This window comes from Enterobacter sp. BNK-18 (assembly GCF_047456135.1).
In the GTDB taxonomy this organism is placed as follows: domain Bacteria; phylum Pseudomonadota; class Gammaproteobacteria; order Enterobacterales; family Enterobacteriaceae; genus Enterobacter; species Enterobacter ludwigii.
In genome coordinates this window covers 2,003,894-2,023,374 of sequence record NZ_CP179899.1, presented here as the reverse complement: position 1 = coordinate 2,023,374, position 19,481 = coordinate 2,003,894, and the positions used below count along the sequence as shown (strand labels likewise).

At 51.5% G+C, this 19,481-nt stretch carries 23 protein-coding genes, 3 tRNA genes and 1 pseudogene; 12 read left to right on the top strand and 15 right to left on the bottom strand.

Annotated features, from left to right (window positions below; translation table 11 throughout):
- Positions 1-33 precede the first annotated feature (33 nt).
- The 4 genes from pgsA to ACMGG3_RS09705 all read left to right on the top strand — a co-directional run bounded on the left by pgsA (position 34) and on the right by ACMGG3_RS09705 (position 1,028).
- A complete protein-coding gene (gene pgsA, locus ACMGG3_RS09720) occupies positions 34-582 on the top strand; it encodes a CDP-diacylglycerol--glycerol-3-phosphate 3-phosphatidyltransferase (protein WP_014170706.1) in 549 nt (182 codons plus the stop codon).
- A 152-nt stretch (positions 583-734) separates the two neighbouring features.
- Positions 735-810, top strand: a tRNA-Gly gene (locus ACMGG3_RS09715).
- A gap of 46 nt (positions 811-856) precedes the next feature.
- A tRNA-Cys gene (locus ACMGG3_RS09710) sits at positions 857-930 on the top strand.
- Positions 931-941: 11 nt separating this feature from the next.
- Positions 942-1,028: transfer RNA gene (locus ACMGG3_RS09705), tRNA-Leu, on the top strand.
- Positions 1,029-1,297: 269 nt separating this feature from the next.
- Here ACMGG3_RS09705 and ACMGG3_RS09700 read toward each other — a convergent pair.
- Positions 1,298-1,540: pseudogene (locus tag ACMGG3_RS09700) on the bottom strand (iron-containing alcohol dehydrogenase); the annotation flags it as partial.
- Between ACMGG3_RS09700 and fucR the strand changes: the two are divergent.
- Positions 1,498-2,220 carry an L-fucose operon activator gene (fucR, locus tag ACMGG3_RS09695; protein ID WP_414149912.1) on the top strand — a complete coding sequence of 241 codons (723 nt, stop codon included), beginning with the start codon at positions 1,498-1,500 and terminating at the stop codon, positions 2,218-2,220. The pseudogene ACMGG3_RS09700 and the gene fucR sit on opposite strands and share 43 nt — an antisense overlap.
- Before the next feature lie 194 nt (positions 2,221-2,414).
- On the opposite strand, the gene ACMGG3_RS09690 is transcribed toward fucR, so the two are convergent.
- Together ACMGG3_RS09690 and ACMGG3_RS09685 are read right to left on the bottom strand one after the other, a co-directional pair.
- Complete coding sequence (locus ACMGG3_RS09690) at positions 2,415-2,642, bottom strand: hypothetical protein (RefSeq protein WP_014170703.1); 228 nt, start codon at positions 2,640-2,642, stop codon at positions 2,415-2,417.
- Between the two features lie 57 nt (positions 2,643-2,699).
- Positions 2,700-2,894, bottom strand: coding sequence for a hypothetical protein (locus ACMGG3_RS09685; protein ID WP_032669962.1), 195 nt, complete (start codon positions 2,892-2,894; stop codon positions 2,700-2,702).
- A 125-nt stretch (positions 2,895-3,019) separates the two neighbouring features.
- Between ACMGG3_RS09685 and ACMGG3_RS09680 the strand changes: the two genes are divergently transcribed.
- A complete protein-coding gene (locus ACMGG3_RS09680; protein WP_305961753.1) occupies positions 3,020-3,190 on the top strand; it encodes a YnfU family zinc-binding protein in 171 nt (56 codons plus the stop codon).
- Between the two features lie 296 nt (positions 3,191-3,486).
- Here the strand turns inward: ACMGG3_RS09680 and ACMGG3_RS09675 are convergent, their stop codons facing one another.
- Positions 3,487-3,705 carry a cold shock domain-containing protein gene (locus ACMGG3_RS09675; RefSeq protein ID WP_014170702.1) on the bottom strand — a complete coding sequence of 73 codons (219 nt, stop codon included), beginning with the start codon at positions 3,703-3,705 and terminating at the stop codon, positions 3,487-3,489.
- A gap of 285 nt (positions 3,706-3,990) precedes the next feature.
- Here ACMGG3_RS09675 and cspF point away from each other — a divergent pair, with 285 nt between their 5' ends.
- Positions 3,991-4,203: a cold shock-like protein CspF gene (gene cspF, locus ACMGG3_RS09670; RefSeq protein ID WP_025203826.1), complete on the top strand. Its 213-nt coding sequence runs from the start codon at positions 3,991-3,993 to the stop codon at positions 4,201-4,203.
- A gap of 103 nt (positions 4,204-4,306) precedes the next feature.
- Here cspF and ACMGG3_RS09665 read toward each other — a convergent pair whose 3' ends face one another.
- From ACMGG3_RS09665 to ACMGG3_RS09645, 5 genes are all read right to left on the bottom strand, one after another.
- Positions 4,307-5,023, bottom strand: a complete 717-nt coding sequence (locus ACMGG3_RS09665; RefSeq protein WP_014170701.1) for an ABC transporter ATP-binding protein — start codon at positions 5,021-5,023, stop codon at positions 4,307-4,309.
- On the bottom strand, positions 5,020-5,895 hold the full coding sequence (locus tag ACMGG3_RS09660; protein ID WP_414149815.1) for an ABC transporter ATP-binding protein: 876 nt from the start codon (positions 5,893-5,895) through the stop codon (positions 5,020-5,022). The genes ACMGG3_RS09665 and ACMGG3_RS09660 overlap by 4 nt, the downstream gene beginning before the upstream one ends.
- Positions 5,892-7,166, bottom strand: coding sequence for a high-affinity branched-chain amino acid ABC transporter permease LivM (gene livM / locus ACMGG3_RS09655; protein WP_020883360.1), 1,275 nt, complete (start codon positions 7,164-7,166; stop codon positions 5,892-5,894). The genes ACMGG3_RS09660 and livM overlap by 4 nt, the downstream gene beginning before the upstream one ends.
- A gap of 11 nt (positions 7,167-7,177) precedes the next feature.
- Positions 7,178-8,092, bottom strand: a complete 915-nt coding sequence (locus ACMGG3_RS09650; protein ID WP_025203827.1) for an ABC transporter permease subunit — start codon at positions 8,090-8,092, stop codon at positions 7,178-7,180.
- 100 nt (positions 8,093-8,192) lie between these two features.
- Positions 8,193-9,314, bottom strand: a complete 1,122-nt coding sequence (locus tag ACMGG3_RS09645) for a branched-chain amino acid ABC transporter substrate-binding protein (RefSeq protein WP_020883361.1) — start codon at positions 9,312-9,314, stop codon at positions 8,193-8,195.
- Positions 9,315-9,739: 425 nt separating this feature from the next.
- Here ACMGG3_RS09645 and ACMGG3_RS09640 point away from each other — a divergent pair, with 425 nt between their 5' ends.
- Complete coding sequence (locus ACMGG3_RS09640) at positions 9,740-10,408, top strand: YecA family protein (protein ID WP_020883362.1); 669 nt, start codon at positions 9,740-9,742, stop codon at positions 10,406-10,408.
- 31 nt (positions 10,409-10,439) lie between these two features.
- Here the strand turns inward: ACMGG3_RS09640 and tyrP are convergent, their stop codons facing one another.
- Positions 10,440-11,651: a tyrosine transporter TyrP gene (tyrP, locus tag ACMGG3_RS09635; protein WP_414149814.1), complete on the bottom strand. Its 1,212-nt coding sequence runs from the start codon at positions 11,649-11,651 to the stop codon at positions 10,440-10,442.
- Between the two features lie 246 nt (positions 11,652-11,897).
- Here tyrP and ACMGG3_RS09630 point away from each other — a divergent pair, with 246 nt between their 5' ends.
- Positions 11,898-12,239 (top strand): hypothetical protein, encoded by a 342-nt coding sequence (locus ACMGG3_RS09630; protein ID WP_414149813.1) that lies wholly within the window; start codon positions 11,898-11,900, stop codon positions 12,237-12,239.
- A gap of 53 nt (positions 12,240-12,292) precedes the next feature.
- Here the strand turns inward: ACMGG3_RS09630 and ftnA are convergent, their stop codons facing one another.
- The 3 genes from ftnA to ACMGG3_RS09615 all read right to left on the bottom strand — a co-directional run bounded on the left by ftnA (position 12,293) and on the right by ACMGG3_RS09615 (position 15,588).
- The gene (ftnA, locus tag ACMGG3_RS09625) at positions 12,293-12,790 is read right to left on the bottom strand and encodes a non-heme ferritin (RefSeq protein ID WP_014170693.1); all 498 of its coding nucleotides are present in this window, start codon (positions 12,788-12,790) and stop codon (positions 12,293-12,295) included.
- A 202-nt stretch (positions 12,791-12,992) separates the two neighbouring features.
- Complete coding sequence (gene yecR, locus ACMGG3_RS09620; RefSeq protein WP_086463542.1) at positions 12,993-13,331, bottom strand: YecR family lipoprotein; 339 nt, start codon at positions 13,329-13,331, stop codon at positions 12,993-12,995.
- Between the two features lie 103 nt (positions 13,332-13,434).
- Positions 13,435-15,588, bottom strand: a complete 2,154-nt coding sequence (locus ACMGG3_RS09615; protein WP_414149812.1) for an HD domain-containing phosphohydrolase — start codon at positions 15,586-15,588, stop codon at positions 13,435-13,437.
- Positions 15,589-15,835: 247 nt separating this feature from the next.
- Here ACMGG3_RS09615 and ACMGG3_RS09610 point away from each other — a divergent pair, with 247 nt between their 5' ends.
- The 3 genes from ACMGG3_RS09610 to ACMGG3_RS09600 all read left to right on the top strand — a co-directional run bounded on the left by ACMGG3_RS09610 (position 15,836) and on the right by ACMGG3_RS09600 (position 17,069).
- The gene (locus ACMGG3_RS09610) at positions 15,836-16,474 is read left to right on the top strand and encodes an RpiB/LacA/LacB family sugar-phosphate isomerase (protein WP_163326612.1); all 639 of its coding nucleotides are present in this window, start codon (positions 15,836-15,838) and stop codon (positions 16,472-16,474) included.
- 150 nt (positions 16,475-16,624) lie between these two features.
- Complete coding sequence (azuC, locus tag ACMGG3_RS09605) at positions 16,625-16,708, top strand: stress response protein AzuC (protein WP_014832437.1); 84 nt, start codon at positions 16,625-16,627, stop codon at positions 16,706-16,708.
- Positions 16,709-16,817: 109 nt separating this feature from the next.
- On the top strand, positions 16,818-17,069 hold the full coding sequence (locus ACMGG3_RS09600; protein ID WP_014170688.1) for a DUF2766 family protein: 252 nt from the start codon (positions 16,818-16,820) through the stop codon (positions 17,067-17,069).
- Positions 17,070-17,118: 49 nt separating this feature from the next.
- On the opposite strand, the gene ACMGG3_RS09595 is transcribed toward ACMGG3_RS09600, so the two are convergent.
- Positions 17,119-18,462, bottom strand: a complete 1,344-nt coding sequence (locus tag ACMGG3_RS09595; RefSeq protein WP_020883368.1) for an anaerobic C4-dicarboxylate transporter — start codon at positions 18,460-18,462, stop codon at positions 17,119-17,121.
- A 176-nt stretch (positions 18,463-18,638) separates the two neighbouring features.
- On the bottom strand, positions 18,639-19,142 hold the full coding sequence (locus ACMGG3_RS09590) for a non-heme ferritin-like protein (RefSeq protein ID WP_020883369.1): 504 nt from the start codon (positions 19,140-19,142) through the stop codon (positions 18,639-18,641).
- Positions 19,143-19,481 lie beyond the last annotated feature (339 nt).

Genomic DNA, 19,481 nt, shown 5'->3' with positions numbered 1-19,481 from the left:
AAATTTTACTGACAACAAACAGTTACCGTCATTATGCAATTTAATATCCCTACGTTGCTCACTCTTTTTCGCGTTGTGCTTATCCCGTTCTTTGTACTGGCGTTTTACCTGCCAGTCGTCTGGGCCCCTTTTGCCTGTGCACTGATTTTCCTGGTGGCTGCGGTTACGGACTGGTTTGACGGTTATCTGGCACGCCGCTGGAACCAAAGCACCCGCTTCGGTGCCTTCCTCGACCCGGTCGCCGATAAGGTCATGGTCGCTATCGCGATGGTGCTGGTGGCTGAGCACTACCACACGTGGTGGGTAACGCTGCCTGCAGCAACCATGATTGGTCGTGAGATCATCATCTCTGCGCTGCGTGAGTGGATGGCGGAGCTGGGTAAGCGCAGCAGCGTCGCGGTATCGTGGATTGGTAAAGTGAAAACTACCGCGCAAATGGCCTCGCTGGTCTGGATGCTCTGGCGTCCAAACGCCTGGGTTGAGTGGGCGGGGATTGGGCTGCTGTGGGTTGCTGCGGTACTGACGCTGTGGTCTATGCTGCAATATTTAAACGCTGCCCGCGGCGATTTGCTTGATCAGTGATCGTTTCGACGTAATTTTCAGCAAACGATCCGGGGATGCAAAAAATAACGTTGACTCATACCGTCATATCAGTAGAATGCAACGCATCGAACGGCGGCACAGCTAGCCGGACGATAATGAAATCAAGTGGTTAGAAGTTAACTTGATGACATGCGGGAATAGCTCAGTTGGTAGAGCACGACCTTGCCAAGGTCGGGGTCGCGAGTTCGAGTCTCGTTTCCCGCTCCAGATTAAAGACATGCGCAATCGCGGGTGTCGCGTAAAAAAGTTTTACGGCGCGTTAGCAAAGCGGTTATGTAGCGGATTGCAAATCCGTCTAGTCCGGTTCGACTCCGGAACGCGCCTCCACTTTCTTCCCTGGCCGGATGGTGGAATCGGTAGACACAAGGGATTTAAAATCCCTCGGCGTTCGCGCTGTGTGGGTTCAAGTCCCACTCCGGCTACCATGGGAAAAAGCAGAATAATCAAAGCAATAAGCAGTGTCGTGAAACCACCGAAAGGTGGTTTTTTTGTGCCTGTTTTTCGCCGTATACCCTAGTTTCACCCTTCAACTTCGCCACAATAAGAGGGCAATCATGCCCAACAATGGCCATTACCGATAGGATCTGTTGGCGTCGGTCGTCAGCTGCGAAATCACGGTTTTAAATACTGATGGCACTGTCTCTCTGCGTCACCCGGCCCAGAAGGGTCCTCTAAACCGGGTAACGCAGTCGCACTACCAGGCGGTATGGTACAGCTCGCTAATATCTGCCAGGCTCGCTTCCCGTGGGTTGCCGGCAGTACAGACATCATCATATGCCGCCTGGGCAAGCATCGGGATATCTTCCTTTTGTACTCCAGCCTCACGCAGATGGAGCGGGATCCCCACATCGTGATTAAGCCTGAAGACGGCATCCACGGCAGCATTGCGCGCGTCTGCAAGGCTCAGCCCTTCCACTTTCACGCCCATCGATTCAGCATCATAGTCTGACGACGGACGTTTTATCCACCCAGCTTAACGTCAGTAAAGAGACCATTCGCCGCGATCTCAGCGAACTGCAGGCGCAGGGAAAAGTGCTGCGCAACCACGGTCGGGCGAAATATATTCACCGGGAAAACCAGGACAGCGGCGATCCTTTTCATATTCGCCTTAAGAGCCACTTCACGCATAAAGCGGATATCGCCAGAGAAGCGCTGGAGTGGATTGAAGCCGGGATGGTCATTGCCCTGGATGCCAGCTCAACCTGCTGGTACCTTGCGCGTCAACTGCCTGACATCGATATTCAGGTCTTTACTAACAGTCACCCCATCTGCCTGGAACTGGGCAAACGTGAACAGATTCAACTTATTAGCTCCGGCGGTAAACTCGAGCGTAAGTATGGCTGCTACGTTAACCCCTCGTTGATTTCACAACTTAAACTGCTGGACATCGACCTGTTTATCTTCTCCTGCGAAGGGATAGACAGTCATGGAGGGTTGTGGGATTCCAACAGGGTCAACGCTGGCTTCAAATCGCTGCTACTCAAGCGCGCTTCTCAGTCTTTATTGTTGATAGATAAGAGTAAGTTTAATCGTTCAGGGGAGGCCCGAATTGGGCACCTGGATGAGGTAACGCATATTGTGTCTGACACACAACTGAATGAATCAGGGCTGAGATAATAAGCCACCTGACACATTATGACGCAATTAAGTCTATTAGGGATGTGTTTGTTCGCGATAGCGTTAACGTATTATTCATTCCGTATAAGATTTTTAACGCGGGGAGGGTAAACAAAAGATGTTAGCAGCAAAAATAAGAAGGGGGTTACCCTTAAACAAGGGCATCTACAAGAACAGCCATACATTCAGAATAATTATAAATATTTCTTAGCCGCATCCAGAATTTCCTGAGAAGTCAGCTCCCTGTCCGACGCCACATAAACCACTTCATGATCGCCGGTCAGAGAAGGAAAACCTGCGGACATTATCTGCAGGTTTATCGCTTCACCATTCGGATATTCCTGCCGTATGGATGTAATACCCTTAAGCACGGTGACAACATTGCTCGGTTTACCATTGAAAAAGACGATGACTTTCTTCATATCTCACCTTGTTGGTCGTTATCTGCTTAAGCACCTTCTCTGTGAAGGCGAGGGGAATCAGGACGGCGCGAAAATTTTTGTCTGGCTGTCAGGTCTGTCTGCGAATGTCATCGTCGATTTGCAGAAAATGCATTTAGCGCCATACGGATTTTTTTCAGACACATCAAAAATCGACGTTCTGTATTGGGAGCCATGACAACATGGGCATCTGAAGTGAATATTTAAGTTGATATCATTTACCTTTTTTAACATTAGCGGTATTTAATTTTCGAAAAAGCGTTGCATTTGTACTTTCTTTGGTTTTTGCAATCATTCGGAAATAAAAGCAAGCAATCATCTTCGTGAACGTGTATGGTGACAGTCGTTTAAATCAGGAGATGCCTATGTCAGGACGTAAAAATACACAATTCCGTCGCAATTACTTAGTTAAATGTCCATGTCCAAACTGTTCAAAAGACTCTGAGCATAGTTTCAGCCGTGTACAAAAAGGGGCTCAACTTGTCTGCCCACACTGCAGCACTCTTTTCAAAACCGCTCAAAAATTCTAAAATGCATTTGCCAGATGATGAATTTGCGTCTTTAAAGACGATCTCATTTGGCAAAGCAACATTGAAGAAGTGATGCTTTTGGAGGTTGCCTGACCTCTTACGCACTTTGATATTTTACAAGCAGCTCGCTTCTGCTTTAAGACTCTTCGTGCAGCAGACCTGCACTTCATCACATCGGTCAGCACACTCTTTCTACGAGAAAAATATGCTGACCTGTTGCTCAGAAAAAGCCTTCTAATCCAGGACCCGTCTACTCAGGAAAAATCCATCATCGTGATCGCGGGTCCGTGATAACTTTATCTATCGCAAAGTATTACGCTTGCAGCAGCAGGGCCTTTTTCGCCACTCTGGATAGCAAATTCGACCTTCTGGCCTTCAAAGAGAGTTTTAAAATCATCACCCTGCAGAGCAGAAAAGTGCACAAACACATCTTTGCTACCATCGACAGGAGAGATAAAACCGAAACCTTTATCTTCGTTAAACCACTTAACCAAACCTATAATTCTTGAAGACATGCAGACTCCTTGTGAGTATTTGAAATGCTAAGAAACGTATAATATTAAACGTATGGACTCAAAAGGAGGGGATATCAGCGATAGCGCCTGGTTATGAGGACTGCCGGGTAAAATTTTTTACGCTCGTGTGTGGATTAAACCAACGACTTCATTAATGCATGAGGCGGGAGAATTAGCAATTTTTATTTTAGCCTTCCGGAAGGCTCACATAAAAAGTGTCACGCTGCATTAGCTTAAAATTAATTTGTGTGTATAGTTAATGCATGTTTTCTAAGAGGATCTTATTTGTCTCGTAAAATGACAGGAATTGTCAAAAGTTTTGATATGCACAGTGGCAAAGGCCTAATCATCCCTTCAGATGGTCGAAAGGACGTTTTTCTCCACATTTCAGCCTTTAATAACAACGAAAAAGAAACGCTCCTTCCCGGGATTCGCGTTGAGTTCTGTCGTATCAACGGACTCAGCGGACCGATGGCCGCAAATGTCTATCTTTCATAAATAATCAGCGAAGATGTTAATAGCGGTAACTTGAATCACCCGCGTCGTATCGCCTGACATATATTTACAGTTATGCGCGACATGCGTATGACACGCGTATGAATTACACTCCGCCTAAATAGGCTTTTCTTACCTCCTGGTTTCCCAGCAACTCCTCGCCGCTGCCGCTGAGGCGAATTTGCCCGTTGACCATGACGTAGCCACGGTCAGAAAGCTTCAGAGCATGATGCGCATTTTGCTCTACCAGAAAAATGGTCATGCCGTTGCGAGCCAGCTCGCGCAGCGTCTGGAAGATCTGCTTAACCACTATGGGCGCCAGACCCAGGCTGGGTTCATCCAGCAGTAGCAGTTTAGGGCGGCTCATTAGCGCGCGGGCGATGGCAAGCATTTGCTGTTCTCCGCCGGACATGGTCATGGCTCGCTGTTTACGGCGTTCTTTGAGGCGTGGGAACAGCTCAAACATGCTCTGCATATCGTCGGCGGCAAATTGATTGCCGACAGGAATGGTCCCCATCAGCAGGTTCTCTTCAACCGTCATATCCGGAAAAATACGCCGCCCCTCGGGTGCCTGCGCTATGCCGCCGGAGGCCACATAGTGGGTAGATTTATGGCTGATGTCTTCGCCGCAAAACAGGATCTGCCCGTTACGAATACGCGGCTGGCCAAAAATAGACATCAGCAATGTCGATTTACCCGCGCCATTCGCGCCGATAAGCGCCACCGTTTCCCCTTTATGCACTTCAAGGGATACCTGCTTCAGCGCCTGGATCACGCCATAGAACACATCCACCTCGCGAAATGCCAGCAGCGGCTCATTCATAGGGTGACCTCGCTTTCATCGGTGCCCAGATAGGCGGCAATCACCTTTTCGTCATGCTGGATCTGCTCAGGTTTCCCCCGGGCAATCACATCGCCATGGTCGAGCACAATAATGTCGTCCGATATTTCCATCACCATCCCCATGTCGTGCTCAATCAGTAATACCGTTATGCCGTGGTTGTCGCGCAGAAAACGAATAATGTTACTCAGCTTATGTGTCTCTACCGGGTTCAGCCCGGCGGCGGGTTCATCCAGACAGATCATTTCCGGGCCGGTGCACATGGCCCGCGCGATCTCCAGGCGCCGTTGTTGACCGTACGACATCTCGCCCGCCAGGCGGTTGGCGCACTCCACAAGATCGACCACCTCCAGCCAGTAAAAGGCCCTGTCCAGCGCGTCGTTTTCCGCCCGACGGTACGCTGGCGTTTTGAATACCCCAGCCAGCAGGTTGCGATTGACGCGCATGTGCTGTGCCACGAGCAGGTTTTCCACGACCGACATCTCGCGAAAAAGACGAATATTTTGAAAGGTGCGCGCAAGTCCGGCGCGGTTCACCAGGTGAGTGCCGCCGAACATTTTGTAGAACAGGCGTTGCCCAAACTGCGCAGGGTGGATCCAGTCTCCTGGCTGGAATTTTTGCCCGAGGATCTGAATGACGTTGGTCGTCTTATTGCGCGTATTAAAGAAAATATTGCCGCCGGAAGCCTTATAGAAACCGGTCAGGCAGTTGAAGACGGTGGTTTTTCCCGCGCCGTTTGGGCCAATAAGCGCAGTAATTGAACCGCGCTGCACGTCCAGGTTGACATCGTTTAACGCCTTGATCCCGCCGAAATGCATCATAAGATGTTCAACGCTTAATATCGTTCCGTTCATGGCGCTACGCCCTTACGCACGGCAAACCCGCTGCGGTTAATGCGGATCAACCCGCGTGGACGCCAGATCATCATCACCACCATCAGCATGCCAAACAGTAAAACCCGGTACTCGGCAAAACTGCGCAGCAGCTCCGGCGTCACCGTGAGCACAAACGCCGCCAGCACCACGCCAAGCGTTGAGCCCATACCGCCGAGCACCACAATCGCCAGGATCAGCGCCGATTCAAAAAAGGTAAACGATGTCGGGTTGACAAAGCCCTGATAAGTGGCAAAAAACACCCCGGCGATGCCGGCAGTCGACGCACCCAGCGTAAAGGCCGAGAGCTTGACCAGCACATGATTTAAACCCATTGAGCGACAGGCGATTTCATCTTCCCGCAGGGCTTCCCATGCCCGACCAATCGGCATCCGCGTCAGACGATGCTTGATATACAGCACCAGCATCACCACCAGGAACAGCACCGTGTAGATAAAGATAAACTTCATGTTCGGGTTGTAGGTCAAATGGAAAAATTCGTGAAAGGGCACGCCTCCTTCTTTGGCGCGGCGGCCAAACTCCAGTCCGAAAAAGGTGGGAGGCGGGGCAGAAACGCCGTTCGGGCCACCGGTGAAGGTCAGCCAGTTGTTGAGGATCAGGCGAATAATCTCCCCAAAGCCAAGCGTGACGATCGCCAGGTAATCACCGTGCATGCGCAGCACCGGAAAGCCGAGCAGGGCGCCGGCCGCGGCAGCCATAATCGCCGCCAGCGGCAGCATGCTCCAGAATCCTAATCCCAGATACTGATACCCCAGCGCCAGCCCGTAAGCGCCGATGGCATAAAAAGCGACATAACCGAGATCCAGAAGCCCGGCCAGACCGACCACAATATTCAGCCCGAGACCGAGAAGCACGTAGATAAGCCCAAGAATGGCGACGGTGAGAACGTACTTGGTGGCAACAAAGGGGAAGCAGATCGCAAGGGCGATAATCAGCGGGATTATCCAGCGCATGCGGCTTTTGTATTCCGGCGGCCGGACATAAACCCCCGCGCTGTCGGCTTCAAAACGTGCCTGGAAACGTGCACCCGGAGCGGTACCTAAAAAAGCGCTCAGCAGAAAACGGCCCAGCATCACGATGCCGACTATCCATGCGAGCCGCTGTCCGGCGAAATTAAAGCTGTATCCGTCCAGCACCACGCCGGCAATCGGGCCAAAAATTATTAACGCAATCAGCCCGGAAAAAATGGCGTCCAGAATGCAGCGCTTAAGCGAAAAGCCGTGAGAGGTCATCGTATTCTCCTTCACACTTTGGCGACAATCGGGCGGCCAAGCAGACCCTGAGGACGAAAAATCAGGATCAAGACCAGCAAGCCAAACGAGAACACATCTTTATAATCTGAGTTCACCATGCCGGAAAATTGCGCCTCGGCGACGCCCAGAATCAACCCGCCGAGCATCGCACCGGGCAGGGAGCCAATCCCGCCGAGCACCGCTGCGGTAAACGCCTTGATGCCAATGACAAATCCGACGTAGAAATCGAAGGTGCCGTAATTCATGGTGATGAGTACACCCGCCAGACCGGCCATCGCCGCGCCAATCACAAAGACCAGCGAAATGATTCTGTCGGTGTTAATGCCCAGAATGGAGGCCATTTTGCGGTCCTGCTGCACCGCACGGCACATCCTCCCAAGCCGGGTATTGTTGATTATCCATGTCAGCAACAGCATGCCGGCGAACGAGGCAACCAGAATAAACACTTTGGTGTAGGTTATCTGAACGAACCCCTCACCAATATGCAGGCGAAGTACGCCATCCAGCATCGTGGGCACCCCTTGCTGACGTGGCCCCTGGCTCAGCTGCGCGTAGTTTTGCAAAATCAGAGACATCCCGATGGCGGAGATAAGCGGTGCCAGACGGGTAGAGTTGCGTAGCGGCTTATAGGCAATACGCTCGATAGTCCAGCCGTAAACACCGGTCACCACAATCGTGAAAATCAGCGTACCGAGGATAAGCAACGGGAACGACTGCAGGCCGAAGAAGGAGAGCAGCGCCAGGCCAATGGCGCAGAGGTAGGCGGAGATCATATACACTTCGCCGTGGGCGAAATTAATCATACCAATGATGCCATACACCATGGTGTAGCCGATGGCGATTAATCCATACACGGAGCCCAGCGTTAAGCCATTTATTAACTGTTGCAGGAAGAATGTACTCATCATAGCGCGCTCGTTATTTTAAGCTGCGCGGCACGCGCAGCCTGATGTTTATTACGCGCCGACAGGCGAACCTGCCGGCGTTGAGCGTGACTCCGTCCCGTTACTGAACTTCCTTATATTTTCCGTTATCGTCCCACTGATATACCACGTAGTCAGACACTTTCAGATCGCCTTTGCTGTCCCAGGCTTTTTTGCCCATAACCGTGTCGACGGCATTGGCTTTCAGCCATTCGCTGGCTTTGGCCGAGTCTTTACCGCCCGTAGCCTTGAAGGCCGCGGCAATGGCCTGAACGGAGGCATAAGAGTAGAGGGTGTAACCTTCAGGCTCGAATTTACCGGCGCGGAATTTCTCAATGACCGCTTTCCCATCCGGGATCAGACGCGGGTCTTTACCAAAAGTCATATAAATACCCTTGGTATATTGCGGCCCACCCGCCGCGGTCACCATCTCTTCGTTGACGATACAGTCGCCGGAGAAGAATTTCGCCTGCACGCCCTGTTCACGCATCTGGCGAACCAGCGGGCCGGCTTCAGGGTGACAACCCCCGAAGAACACCACATCCGGCTTTTGCGCGCCGATTTTTGTCACCAGCGCGTTAAAGTCTTTCTCACCACGGGATAAGCCCTCATACATCACATCCTGAACCCCGCGCTTCGCCAGCGCAGCTTTGGTGGCGTCTGCCAGCCCCTGACCGTAGGTGTCTTTGTCATGGATGATGACCACACGTTTGGCTTTCAGCTTATCGATAATGAAATCGCTGGCGACCTGGCCCTGCTGGTCATCGCGACCACACATGCGGAACATATCGGTCATGCCTCGTTCGGTAATGAGCGGGTTGGTCGAGCCCGGGGTAATGGCAAGGATCCCCGCGTCGCTGTACACCTCGGAGGCGGGCATTGTGGAAGAGGAGCAGAAATGGCCGACCACCGCGTTGACTTTATCCTGGTCGACCAGGCGGTTGGCGACGGCCACGGCTTGTTTCGGCTCGCAGGCATCATCCCCCTGAACCAGCTTAATCTTCTCGCCGTTAATGCCGCCTGCGGCGTTAATGTCTTCAGCGGCCTGCGTTGCACCGTGCCAGTACTGATCGCCATAGGTGGCGTTTGGACCGGTAAACGGCCCGGCCACACCAATGACAATATCTGCATGCGCAGAAAATGCCGTCACCAGACAACCGGCCAGCACGAGAGAAAGGGGAGTTCTGATAAATTTCAGCGACATTATTATGTTCCTTAGCAAAGAGGTTTTTGCACCACGACGTAAACCCGGACGCCGACGGCGCAGCCAATCCAAAAACACGAGCAAGAACAAAATGCACTAAACGAACAAGATCCAGACAACGCCTGAGTAATACGGCGAGGTTTCCCTGCGCAGGTTCGCGCGAAGAACATTAAGCAAAATCGTTGCCAGAATGGTTAACCCATTGAGCGGGTTGTGACATGTTTGAGTATAGAGTGCGGTGATATGGCACCTTGTGGGACGCGATGAAATTACAGCGGAGATCACATATCGTTAACAACAAAGCCCATAAGTTGTGCAATGGTCACGATTTGCACGTTTTTGCAGCAATAAAGACCTAAACTTCAGATAGGAAAGCCGTGAGATATGTGTCAGGATCTTTTCCTTTTTTATCAGGAGTGTCAGCGATGACTGAAGGCCCATTGAATGAAAGCGAAATGGCGTGGCTTGAAGAGACATTAATGTCTTACGGTCATGACGATGCGTCCGTGATTGACGTGTCTGAACTGGACGGCATGCTTACCGCAGTCCTTTCCGGCCCTGTTGTCGTTGAGCCAGATACCTGGCTGGTGGCCGTGTGGGGTGGCGAGAAATACATTCCGCGCTGGAAAAACGATCGTGAAATGCACCGTTTTATCGATCTCTGCTTTAAGCATATGAACGACATTGCTGAGCGCCTGAGCGAATACCCGGATCAGTTTGAGCCGATGTTTGGTTACAACGATGTCGACGGCGAGAGCTATACCGTTGTTGAAGAGTGGTGTTATGGCTATATGCGCGGTGTGGCGCTGACGGACTGGTCAGCCTTACCGGAAGCACTGAAGGCCGATCTTGATGCGATTGCGCTGCACGGTACAGACGAGAACAGCGAGAAGCTGGATGAGCTGAGCGAAGACGAATATAAAGCCAGCATTGAGAGCATTCAGCCTGCGGCTCTGCGTTTGTACAATTACTGGGTGGACAACCCACAGCAGCCGGAAGCAAAAAAACCGATTGTTAACGGCACAAAGGTCGGGCGTAACGATCCGTGTCCGTGCGGCAGCGGGAAGAAGTTTAAGAGCTGCTGTTTGCACTAATAAAAAGGGGCTGATTTCAGCCCCTTTTTTGTTAACCCACTTCCGGTAGCATTCCTGCGGCTATCAAGCACTGCACCAGAATAATCATCACTCCGCAGGCAAACACAATGTACAGCAGCGGTTTGCCGCCCATGACGCGGTACCCTTGCTGAGGGTGCTGCTGGCGGCTCTTCCAGGCCAGCAGGGAAGGGAGCAGCAGGGCCAGCACGGATAACGCCACACCTGCATACCCCAGCGCCATCACGAACCCACGCGGGTAAAACAGCGCGAACGCCAGAGGAGGCAGGAAGGTGACTGCCCCCGTCTGTAAGCGTCCTGCGGCAGTATTACGACGCTGGAACAGATCGGCCAGGTAATCAAACAGGCCGAGCGCCACGCCCAGGAATGAGGTGGCCAGCGCCAGGTCGGCAAACAGATGGACCGCCAGCTCAACGTGCGGGGAGGTGACTACCTCGCGCAGTGCCAGCAGAAAGCCGTTCAGGCCAGCGTGTTCCGCCATCAGCCCGGTAAAGGTCGACGCGTCAATGCTTCCCAGCGTCACCAGTTGCCAGAAAATATAGGCAATCAGCGGGATAGCGCTCCCCACCATAAAGACGCGGCGTAGCTTACGGATATCGCCGTTCATATAGCTCACGATGCTGGGCACGCTGCCGTGGAAGCCAAACGAGGTGAAAATAACCGGGATCGCGGACAGCGCCAGCCCTTTTTCCAGCGGCAGCGTCAGCAGATTAACCTTGTGAACATGCGGTGCCAGCAGAACCAGCATCACAATCAGGAACAGTATTTTGGCGCTGAACAGAAAACGGTTAAACAGATCGACCAGCGAAGTCCCCACACAGACCACCCCCCCGCCAATAAGCGCAAAGAAGATAACGCCCGTTGAAGGCGTGATATCAGCGTCGAACCAGTCGTTAACGCTGGAGGCGATTAACTCCCCGGCGCCGCTGATATAGGCTGCGGTCAGGGCGTACATCAGGAACATCATGCTAAAGCCGGTTATCCACTGGCCATAGCGTCCCAGGTAGCGTGCCGCAAGAGAACCCAGGCCGGTATCCGCGGGCACATGCTGATAAACCTCAAGCAACAGCAGGGCGGTGTAGCACATCAACGCCCAGAGTGTGCCAAGGAGCAGCAGTGTCATTCCAAATCCAACACCTGCGGCAGCCAGAGGCATCGCCAGCATTCCTGCGCCAATCGTCGTTCCGGCGACGATAAAAATACTTCCCAGGGTTCTGTTTTTCACGCATTCCTCTACAACGATTCGTAATCGCGACAAATTCTGCGGCGCAGAGTAAGGGAAAAGCCCCGCTTCGTCAAATGACCGTTACAGTAGGTGTAATGAATTATTTACGATATTTTCGACTTTAGGTAATTTACCCGGACCTGCCCCTTTGGGAGGGGATACCTACTTCGTAAGGGCACTATTTTTGCCGAAAAATCAGGCGTAATTTAAACAATAACTATAAGTTTTCAAATAAAGTGAGGGCAGATGGCGGGAAATAATCCCTTTACCGCGGCGTGGAGCCGGGGCGGTAATTTACTGTGCCATGGTCACTGGATAATCAGCTGGCAGAACCAGATCCTGCAGCTTCCTGAATCGCGTCGTGAAAAGGATATGGGTACCTGGGCTATTTATTCGATCATCGATCCTGAGGACGACACCTTTGCGCAGGGGCTAAAAGAAGATGAGTGGATCATCGAAAACGTAGACTGGCTGACAGATGTTTTTTTTGATGCCGGTATTCCGCTGGAGACGGCTAACTACCGGTATTTTTACCAGGCGGTCAATGCGCAGGACTGGCGGTGTACAAGCTGTGCGGGGGGTATGTAAATCTGTGCGCGGAGAATAAAAAGTGCGGCGCTGAAAACAGCACCGCAGCAATATTATTTCTGTGTATCGAGGGTAGAAAGTTCTTTATCGATAAAGTAAAGACCTTCGCCTGTTTTCCCCACCAGAGACAATTTATCCAGCACGGATTTAAACAATTTCTCTTCTTCGTGTTGCTCTGCCACGTACCACTGCAGGAAATTAAAGGTCGGATAATCCTGGCCGATCATTGCCGCATGAACCAGTTCGTTAATTTTTTGCGTAATCAGCTGCTCGTGCTCATAGGTCGCACGAAAGAGCTCATCAAGCGAATTATACTCGGCAAACGGGGACGCAACGTTATCGATGCGCGGCAGGCTGCCCGTGTCAGTCAGATAATCAAACAGACGCTGCATGTGGGTCATCTCTTCCTGCGCGTGGCGGCGCAGGAAGGCGGCAGCGCCTTCAAAACTGTGGTAGCTGCACCAGGCGCTCATCTGCTGGTAGAGAAGGGATGAAAAAAGCTCAAGGTTCATTTGCGCATTGAGCTTGTCGATCATTTCAGTTTTCAGCATGGTGACGCTCCGGGTTATTAATTCTGGTTCACAATGAGCGACACTATAATTTGTTATTTAATTATTTGCAAAACGTAAAATAATTATTTCTTTATTTAAAATACGAATGGGAATAAAACGCATTGCCGATTTTATATTTTATTAATGAGAATTGTTTTTGTTCGTAATGAAATACACTGCCAGTCAATACTGGCAGCACAGATTAATACCACGGGTTATTTGCTTTAGGGTTTACGGCAAAGCCCATGCATTTATACTGGATCGTCACGCTCTCATTGAGACACAGAGAGCCGCTGGTCAGGGTGCAGGTTTTAATGGGCTGGCCATAGGCAGAGGCGGTGGCATACCCCATGCTCTGACACGCTTTAGCTGCGGTGCCGTTATTAACATACTCATCGGAATAGGCGTTTTGCAGCATTGCTTGCCCGTAGTCGAGGCGGACGATGCCGTTTGGCGCGTCCAGGGCGCTGACCTCAGCCTGGCGATTAATGTTACAGCCCGCCAGCAGCAGGATCGTACCGGCGACGAAGACTCTTTTCATGGTTCGCTCTGAGTGAGTGGAAATACGTTATCGTACCTGCAGATGTGAGTCGCAATGCGAGGAATAGCCGGGCAATCTGCGCTTTCTCTTTGCGACGGGCCGTTTAGTCGGCCAGGCTGTCAAAAATGGTTTTAAACTTAAGATGATGCAGGCGAAACAGCGCAATAAGCTGCGGGTCAAAATGGCGGCCGTCACCCTCCAGAATGATTTTGCAGGCTTGCTCGTGAGTGAATCCCGGCTTATAGACCCGCTTTTGCCTCAGGGCATCATACACATCGGCCAGCGCCAGTATGCGGGCTTCCAGCGGGATCTGTTCTCCCCGTAGCCCCTGCGGATATCCGCTGCCATCCCATTTTTCATGATGGAAATGGATAATATTCTCCGCAACTGCGCCCAGCTCTAAGCCCTGAATAATCCGCCACCCTTTCACGGTATGAAGTTTCATCTCGGCAAACTCGTCCTGGGTCAGCGGGCCTTGCTTACGCAGAATACGCTCCGGCACGGCAATTTTTCCGACATCGTGAAGTGAGGCAAAATGTTCTATCTCACGGGTCATTTTGCGCGAAAGCCCAAGCTCACGCGCCATTAAGCCGCAATATCGGGCTACGCGCTGAATATGGCTGCCGGTCTCGTCATCGTGCGCGCGGTTTACCTTCTCCAGCGCCTGCACCATATTGCGGTTAACCATCCGGTTCTGGCGTAAATGGCGACGCATCATGATCAGCATACCGATGCTGAACAGGGCCACGATCAGCAAAATCACGCTGATAATCTTCAGCGTGTTTTTAGAAAAATCGGGTAAGTAACTCTGCTCATCCTGACGTTCTATTTGTGTGCGGTATTCTGACAGGCGATGAACCTGAGTCAGCAGATGAAAGAGCGGATGCTGCGGGTCCACCCACGGGCCAATAATAAATTCAGAGCGGGTGACCCCCGCGACTTTCAGCACCCCGCGAAACAGTTCGTTGCCGCGAAGCGTGGACTCCAGCGAACTGAGGTCGCCCAGAATATAGTCAATCTCATCGTTCTCAATCGCGTCGATAAGACCGTCAATGGTTGGCCGGGTCACGATGATCACATCGCTGCCAAAACGCTGGCGTAAATAGGCTGCGGCAAACGAACCGTCGAGTACGCCGACGCGCTGGCTGCGAATACTCTCTTCGTTCCACAAGAAGGGCTGACTGCTGCGATTGTAATAGGCGTTGTGCCAGGCGATGTCGGGGCCGATACGGCCCTGTGCATGCGCACTGTCGCTTCGATCAACGATATCAATCAATCGAACCGCCCACTGCTGTCGCGGAAGACTCGAATAGTGATCGATAAAATTGACCTCAACCTTCATGCCCAGTAAATCGCGCATGTCGTTAATCATATCAATGGCTGTGCCGTGGTAGCCCTTGCTGTCCCGCCAGATAAGCGGGGCAAAATTCTCGTTTTTGGGCAGGTTGATCTGCAGGCGGTTATGCGCGATCCAGGTTCGCTCCTCCTCTGACAGGGTGATACGGCTTAGCAGGTAATTGCGCTTGCTCTCCTCCAGCATCGTGTTGATTTCGCCGTTGCGATACCAGGTGCCAATTAGCGCATTGATTTTATCCCGCAGGGGAAGCAGGTCAGGGCTGAAGGCGAGGACGACAGGAATGCGTAGCTCAGGAAAGGGCCGGGAGACCAGATAATAGCGCTGGGTATTCTCCATCTCCGGAGCGTCATTAATATAGAAATCAGCCTGGTTGTCGCTCAGTAAGCGAAAAGCTTCATCGCTGGTGGCGACGAGTCGCAGAGAACGAAATTTAAGGTCGGGATAACGTTGTTGCACGCTGTCGAGCGTCGCGTCATCTTTACGGAACAGCACCCGGGCATGACTGAGCTGTCCGGCGGTTGTCACCGTCATCGTTGGGCTGGCGGCCACCACGTCGTTATCAAATAAACGTGCTGAGAGAATTTTGGTTCTGGCTCGCTTCTCCGTGCGCAATACCCCGGCATACACGCCATACTCATTTTGTGCAAAACGCTGGCTAATATCGGCACCGGAGAGCGGCCGCAGCTGCAGCTGCGTACCCGCCTGTTTATTGATGGCCTTAATCAGTTCAGGATAAAAACCCTGCCACTCTCCTTGCGGTGTGCGCCAGAATTCGAAGTTGTTAGCATCAAAGATCCAGACCGGTACAGGCTCTTCTGCCCGGGCAGGGGGGCAAGCAAGCAACAGACCCGTCAACGCGAGTAGAAAGAGGGAGCGAAGCATCCGGCAGCGCTGATTCACAGGTCAACCCCATACGGTTTTAGCGTGTACTTTTGCAGTCTAGCTAACGGGCAGAAGCGGCAACAGGTTTGCTTTAACTTTTTAATGCACGTTTGGCGTACGGTCTCATTCTCGCTAAATTGTGAACCCGTCTTTGTTTTTTAAAACAACCTTTCATTTAATTTGAAAGGTTGTTTGTTTGATAGTAGGGTGAACAGGTAAAGGTATCCATAGCGGGATCTCCCGCCACGCATTCAGGAGAGATGAAATGAAAATTGCACTGATGATGGAAAACAGCCAGGCCGCGAAAAACCCAGTGATACTGAAAGAGTTGAAAACGGTAGCCGATGAAAAAGGGTTCCCGGTTTATAACGTGGGCATGAGCGACGAGAATGACCATCACCTGACCTATATCCATCTGGGGATTATGGCGAGCATTTTACTGAATGCGAAAGCCGTTGATTTTGTTGTGACCGGCTGCGGTACGGGGCAGGGAGCATTGATGTCGCTGAACATCCATCCGGGCGTCATCTGCGGCTATTGCATTGATCCTGCGGATGCGTTCCTGTTTGCTCAGATCAACAACGGTAACGCGCTCTCCCTGCCGTTTGCCAAAGGCTTCGGTTGGGGGGCTGAACTGAACGTTCGGTTTATCTTTGAAAAAGCGTTCACTGGTCGAAACGGTGAAGGTTATCCGCCCGAGCGCAAAGAGCCGCAGGTGCGTAACGCCGGTATTCTGAACCAGGTTAAAGCGGCGGTCGTGAAAGAAAACTATCTGGATACGCTGCGCACAATCGATCCCGAGCTGGTGAAGACGGCCGTTTCGGGTCAGCGTTTCCAGCAGTGCTTCTTTGAGAATTGCCAGGACAAAGAAATCGAAGCTTTTGTTCGCGGGATCGTAGGCTGACGCTTTCAGGTGCCGTGAGCCCCACTTTTCAGGTTTGGCACGAAGAATAAAATTGTGATGCGCGTCACAAAAATATTGATTTTTGTGACGATGGTCATATTATAAGCACATTGACGATAAAGTTGTATAACAAGTTAATGGAGCTACCTGATGAAACTTCGCAAAATCCTGAAAAGTATGTGGGCTAACTACTGCAACACTTTTAAAGACGTGCCACCGGGCGCAATGTTCTGATGAAAAAAACCTGCTTCGGCGGGTTTTTTTGTGCCCGTAAGCGACGAGAGGGAGATGAATGGGCCTGCGTTTTGTTACTATGGCGGCCTTTAAATAAGGAGAAAGCCCCATGTCACAAAACCTGAGCGCCGATCAGGAGCTGGTGTCTGACGTTGTCGCCTGTCAGTTAGTTATCAAACAAATCCTTGATGTCCTGGATGTTATTGCGCCGGTTGAAGTGCGCGAGAAGATGTCCACGCAGCTGAAAAATATCGATTTCAACAGCCATCCCGCTGCGGCTGACCCGGTCACGCTTCGCGCTATTCAGAAAGCCATCGCGCTGATTGAACTGCGATTCACGCCGCAGGGCGAGTCTCACTAAAGCCCGCCTGACGCTAAAAAGGGCGACCGTTTGTCGCCCTTCGCTCACCTTAAAAGAACGTCTGTACCAGCAGATAGCTCGCCGCACACGCGCAGCTAACGCCAATTAATCCCGGCAGAATAAAGCTGTGGTTAATGATAAATTTGCCGATGCGGGTTGTGCCCGAACGGTCAAAGCCGATGCAGGCTAAATCGCTTGGGTAGGTCGGCAGGACAAAATAGCCGTAAGAGGCCGGGAAAAAGGCGATCAGCATTTTCGGGTCGATTCCCAGCATCAGCCCCATAGGCGCAACGGCCGTCAGGGCTGCCGCCTGGCTGTTCACCAGCTTTGATACCAGGAACAGCACAATCGCGTAGGTCCACGGATGGCTTTTCACCACGCCTTCCAGCGCCAGCTTTAACTCATCAAGATGCGCCTGGAAAAAGGTATCGCTCATCCACGCCACCCCGAACACCGAGAAGATCGCGACCATACCCGCCTTAAACACCGCGCCGTTAGAAATGGCAGACGCATTGACCTTGCAGGCCATCAGCATTACGGCACCGGCAATTAACATCATCATCTGGATGACAAGGTTCATCGACAACGCCGTCATTTTTCCTTTTATCTCAAATGCAGGGCGCAGGTCAGGGAATGCCCCCAGCAGGACAACCACGGCAATGCCGGCGAAGAAAATCCACGTGGACCAGTAGGCCTGTTTTGGAAAACGTTGATTCATTAACGTTTCCGTCCCGCCGTAGATGAATTCACGCTGCTTCGGATCTTTGAGCTTTTCCTGAAACTCCTTATCGTCCGCTAGCGCTTTCCCGCGACGCAAACTCCACAGCGCAGCAATCGCCACACCGAACAGTGAGGCAGGAACCGAGACGGCGAGAATTTCCAGTATTCCCCACGCGTGGCCGAGCCCATGCTGCGCGCCCAGAATGGAGACCAGTGACACAACGGCCACGGAGACCGGCGAGGCCGTAATTGCCATCTGCGATGCCACTGATGCCACGGCCATTGGGCGTTCCGGGCGGATCCCTTTTTTCAGGGCGATATCCGCAATGATGGGAAACATGGTGTACACCACGTGTCCGGTCCCGCAAAGAAAGGTCAGCATCCAGGTGGTAAAAGGGGCGAGAAGCGTGATGTGTTGAGGATGTTTGCGCAGCAGGCGCTCAGCAAATTGCATCATGACGTTCAGGCCGCCTGCGGTCTGAAGCGTTGCGGCACACCCAATGACGGCGAGAATGGTCAGCATCACGTCAACCGGCGGTTTGCCGGGTTGCAGACCAAAGACAAAACATAAAATAAAAAGCCCAATACCGCTTATCAACCCAAGCCCCATGCCGCCGAAACGCGTACCTGTCAGCAGGCAGAGGAGGATGACAATAAACTCAATGGTGATCATGATGCTCCCTCGTCAATGATAATGTAATTAAATAAATCATTACATGTTGTGTGGTTAATCATTGAGAGCGAGATCTGATTTGTTAAATCTGAGCAAAAGCAGAAGGTTGGCGACGAGAAGGGGAACCTGCTCCCGGTGGGCCGAAAAGCGCGCCTCGCAGGGAGCAGGAAAAATGATCAGTGGTGCTGTACCGTCACAAGGTCAAGCAGATGACGGTCGGTTTGTTCCGGACATAAACCCGCCTGCTGCGCGTTATGGATTTCGTCCGCCAGCGTTTTAAGCAGCATGCCGTCCTGCTGTTGCGCTTTATCCATATCGCGTAAGAATTTAAGGGTTTTGGTGTCGTGTTGTGCTCTGGCTTCATCGGCCAGCTTGTTAAGCGTGCTGCAACGCTGTTCGTACTGTTCCAGTGTTTTCTCAAACAATTCTTCCAGAGAAGAGTAGTTATCGTCGATCGTATCAAGCGCTTTTACGGTTGGGTTCGCCCCTGCGGCTTTCATGAAGTTAAAAACACGCATCATATGGGTGACGTTGCTTTGCGCCTGGCTGCGAAAAAAAGTGGCGGAGCCATTGAGACTGTTTTCGGAACACCACGAGCTGATATGCAGGTGCAGATTCGAGGCATAGAACTCGAGGTTCAACTGGGCATTGAGTTTTTGCATCATCGTTTGGGTAGTCATACTCATATCCTTATTGACTGTGGGACGTGATGTCCGCGGCTAACCTGACCCGGCAGGCACATATAATGGAATGCAGAAATGGCATTTCTGCGGCGACAAAAGTCGATCGAATATTCACTTCCTGTGTTCGATATAAATAAGCATACCCTTGTATTCTGTCTAAGAAAACTCTTAATTAGGCTGTGTTTACCATACATTACAAAATTTAATATAGTACAGAAATGAAAACAGGTGGATATAAATTAACATATTGATAACTAATTGATTTTTATGTGTTTGTGTATTGTTTGTCTCGTTTTTTCAAGAGTGAAAATATTAAGGCAACAGAATCTTCTGTGA

Excerpts from the sequence above, each read along its gene's own strand:
- ACMGG3_RS09640 (WP_020883362.1), top strand. The coding sequence starts at position 9,740 with ATGACTGAAGGCCCATTGAATGAAAGCGAAATGGCGTGGCTTGAAGAG.
- azuC (WP_014832437.1), top strand. The coding sequence starts at position 16,625 with ATGAAACTTCGCAAAATCCTGAAAAGTATGTGGGCTAACTACTGCAAC.
- pgsA (WP_014170706.1), top strand. The coding sequence starts at position 34 with ATGCAATTTAATATCCCTACGTTGCTCACTCTTTTTCGCGTTGTGCTT.
- ACMGG3_RS09610 (WP_163326612.1), top strand. The coding sequence starts at position 15,836 with ATGAAAATTGCACTGATGATGGAAAACAGCCAGGCCGCGAAAAACCCA.
- ACMGG3_RS09595 (WP_020883368.1), bottom strand. The coding sequence starts at position 18,462 with ATGATCACCATTGAGTTTATTGTCATCCTCCTCTGCCTGCTGACAGGT.
- ACMGG3_RS09645 (WP_020883361.1), bottom strand. The coding sequence starts at position 9,314 with ATGTCGCTGAAATTTATCAGAACTCCCCTTTCTCTCGTGCTGGCCGGT.
- livM (WP_020883360.1), bottom strand. The coding sequence starts at position 7,166 with ATGACCTCTCACGGCTTTTCGCTTAAGCGCTGCATTCTGGACGCCATT.
- ACMGG3_RS09590 (WP_020883369.1), bottom strand. The coding sequence starts at position 19,142 with ATGACTACCCAAACGATGATGCAAAAACTCAATGCCCAGTTGAACCTC.
- ACMGG3_RS09680 (WP_305961753.1), top strand. The coding sequence starts at position 3,020 with ATGCCTATGTCAGGACGTAAAAATACACAATTCCGTCGCAATTACTTA.
- ACMGG3_RS09685 (WP_032669962.1), bottom strand. The coding sequence starts at position 2,894 with ATGTTAAAAAAGGTAAATGATATCAACTTAAATATTCACTTCAGATGC.
- ftnA (WP_014170693.1), bottom strand. The coding sequence starts at position 12,790 with ATGCTGAAAACTGAAATGATCGACAAGCTCAATGCGCAAATGAACCTT.
- ACMGG3_RS09650 (WP_025203827.1), bottom strand. The coding sequence starts at position 8,092 with ATGAGTACATTCTTCCTGCAACAGTTAATAAATGGCTTAACGCTGGGC.
- ACMGG3_RS09630 (WP_414149813.1), top strand. The coding sequence starts at position 11,898 with ATGGCGGGAAATAATCCCTTTACCGCGGCGTGGAGCCGGGGCGGTAAT.
- yecR (WP_086463542.1), bottom strand. The coding sequence starts at position 13,331 with ATGAAAAGAGTCTTCGTCGCCGGTACGATCCTGCTGCTGGCGGGCTGT.
- ACMGG3_RS09690 (WP_014170703.1), bottom strand. The coding sequence starts at position 2,642 with ATGAAGAAAGTCATCGTCTTTTTCAATGGTAAACCGAGCAATGTTGTC.
- ACMGG3_RS09600 (WP_014170688.1), top strand. The coding sequence starts at position 16,818 with ATGTCACAAAACCTGAGCGCCGATCAGGAGCTGGTGTCTGACGTTGTC.
- ACMGG3_RS09665 (WP_014170701.1), bottom strand. The coding sequence starts at position 5,023 with ATGAATGAGCCGCTGCTGGCATTTCGCGAGGTGGATGTGTTCTATGGC.
- ACMGG3_RS09675 (WP_014170702.1), bottom strand. The coding sequence starts at position 3,705 with ATGTCTTCAAGAATTATAGGTTTGGTTAAGTGGTTTAACGAAGATAAA.
- ACMGG3_RS09660 (WP_414149815.1), bottom strand. The coding sequence starts at position 5,895 with ATGAACGGAACGATATTAAGCGTTGAACATCTTATGATGCATTTCGGC.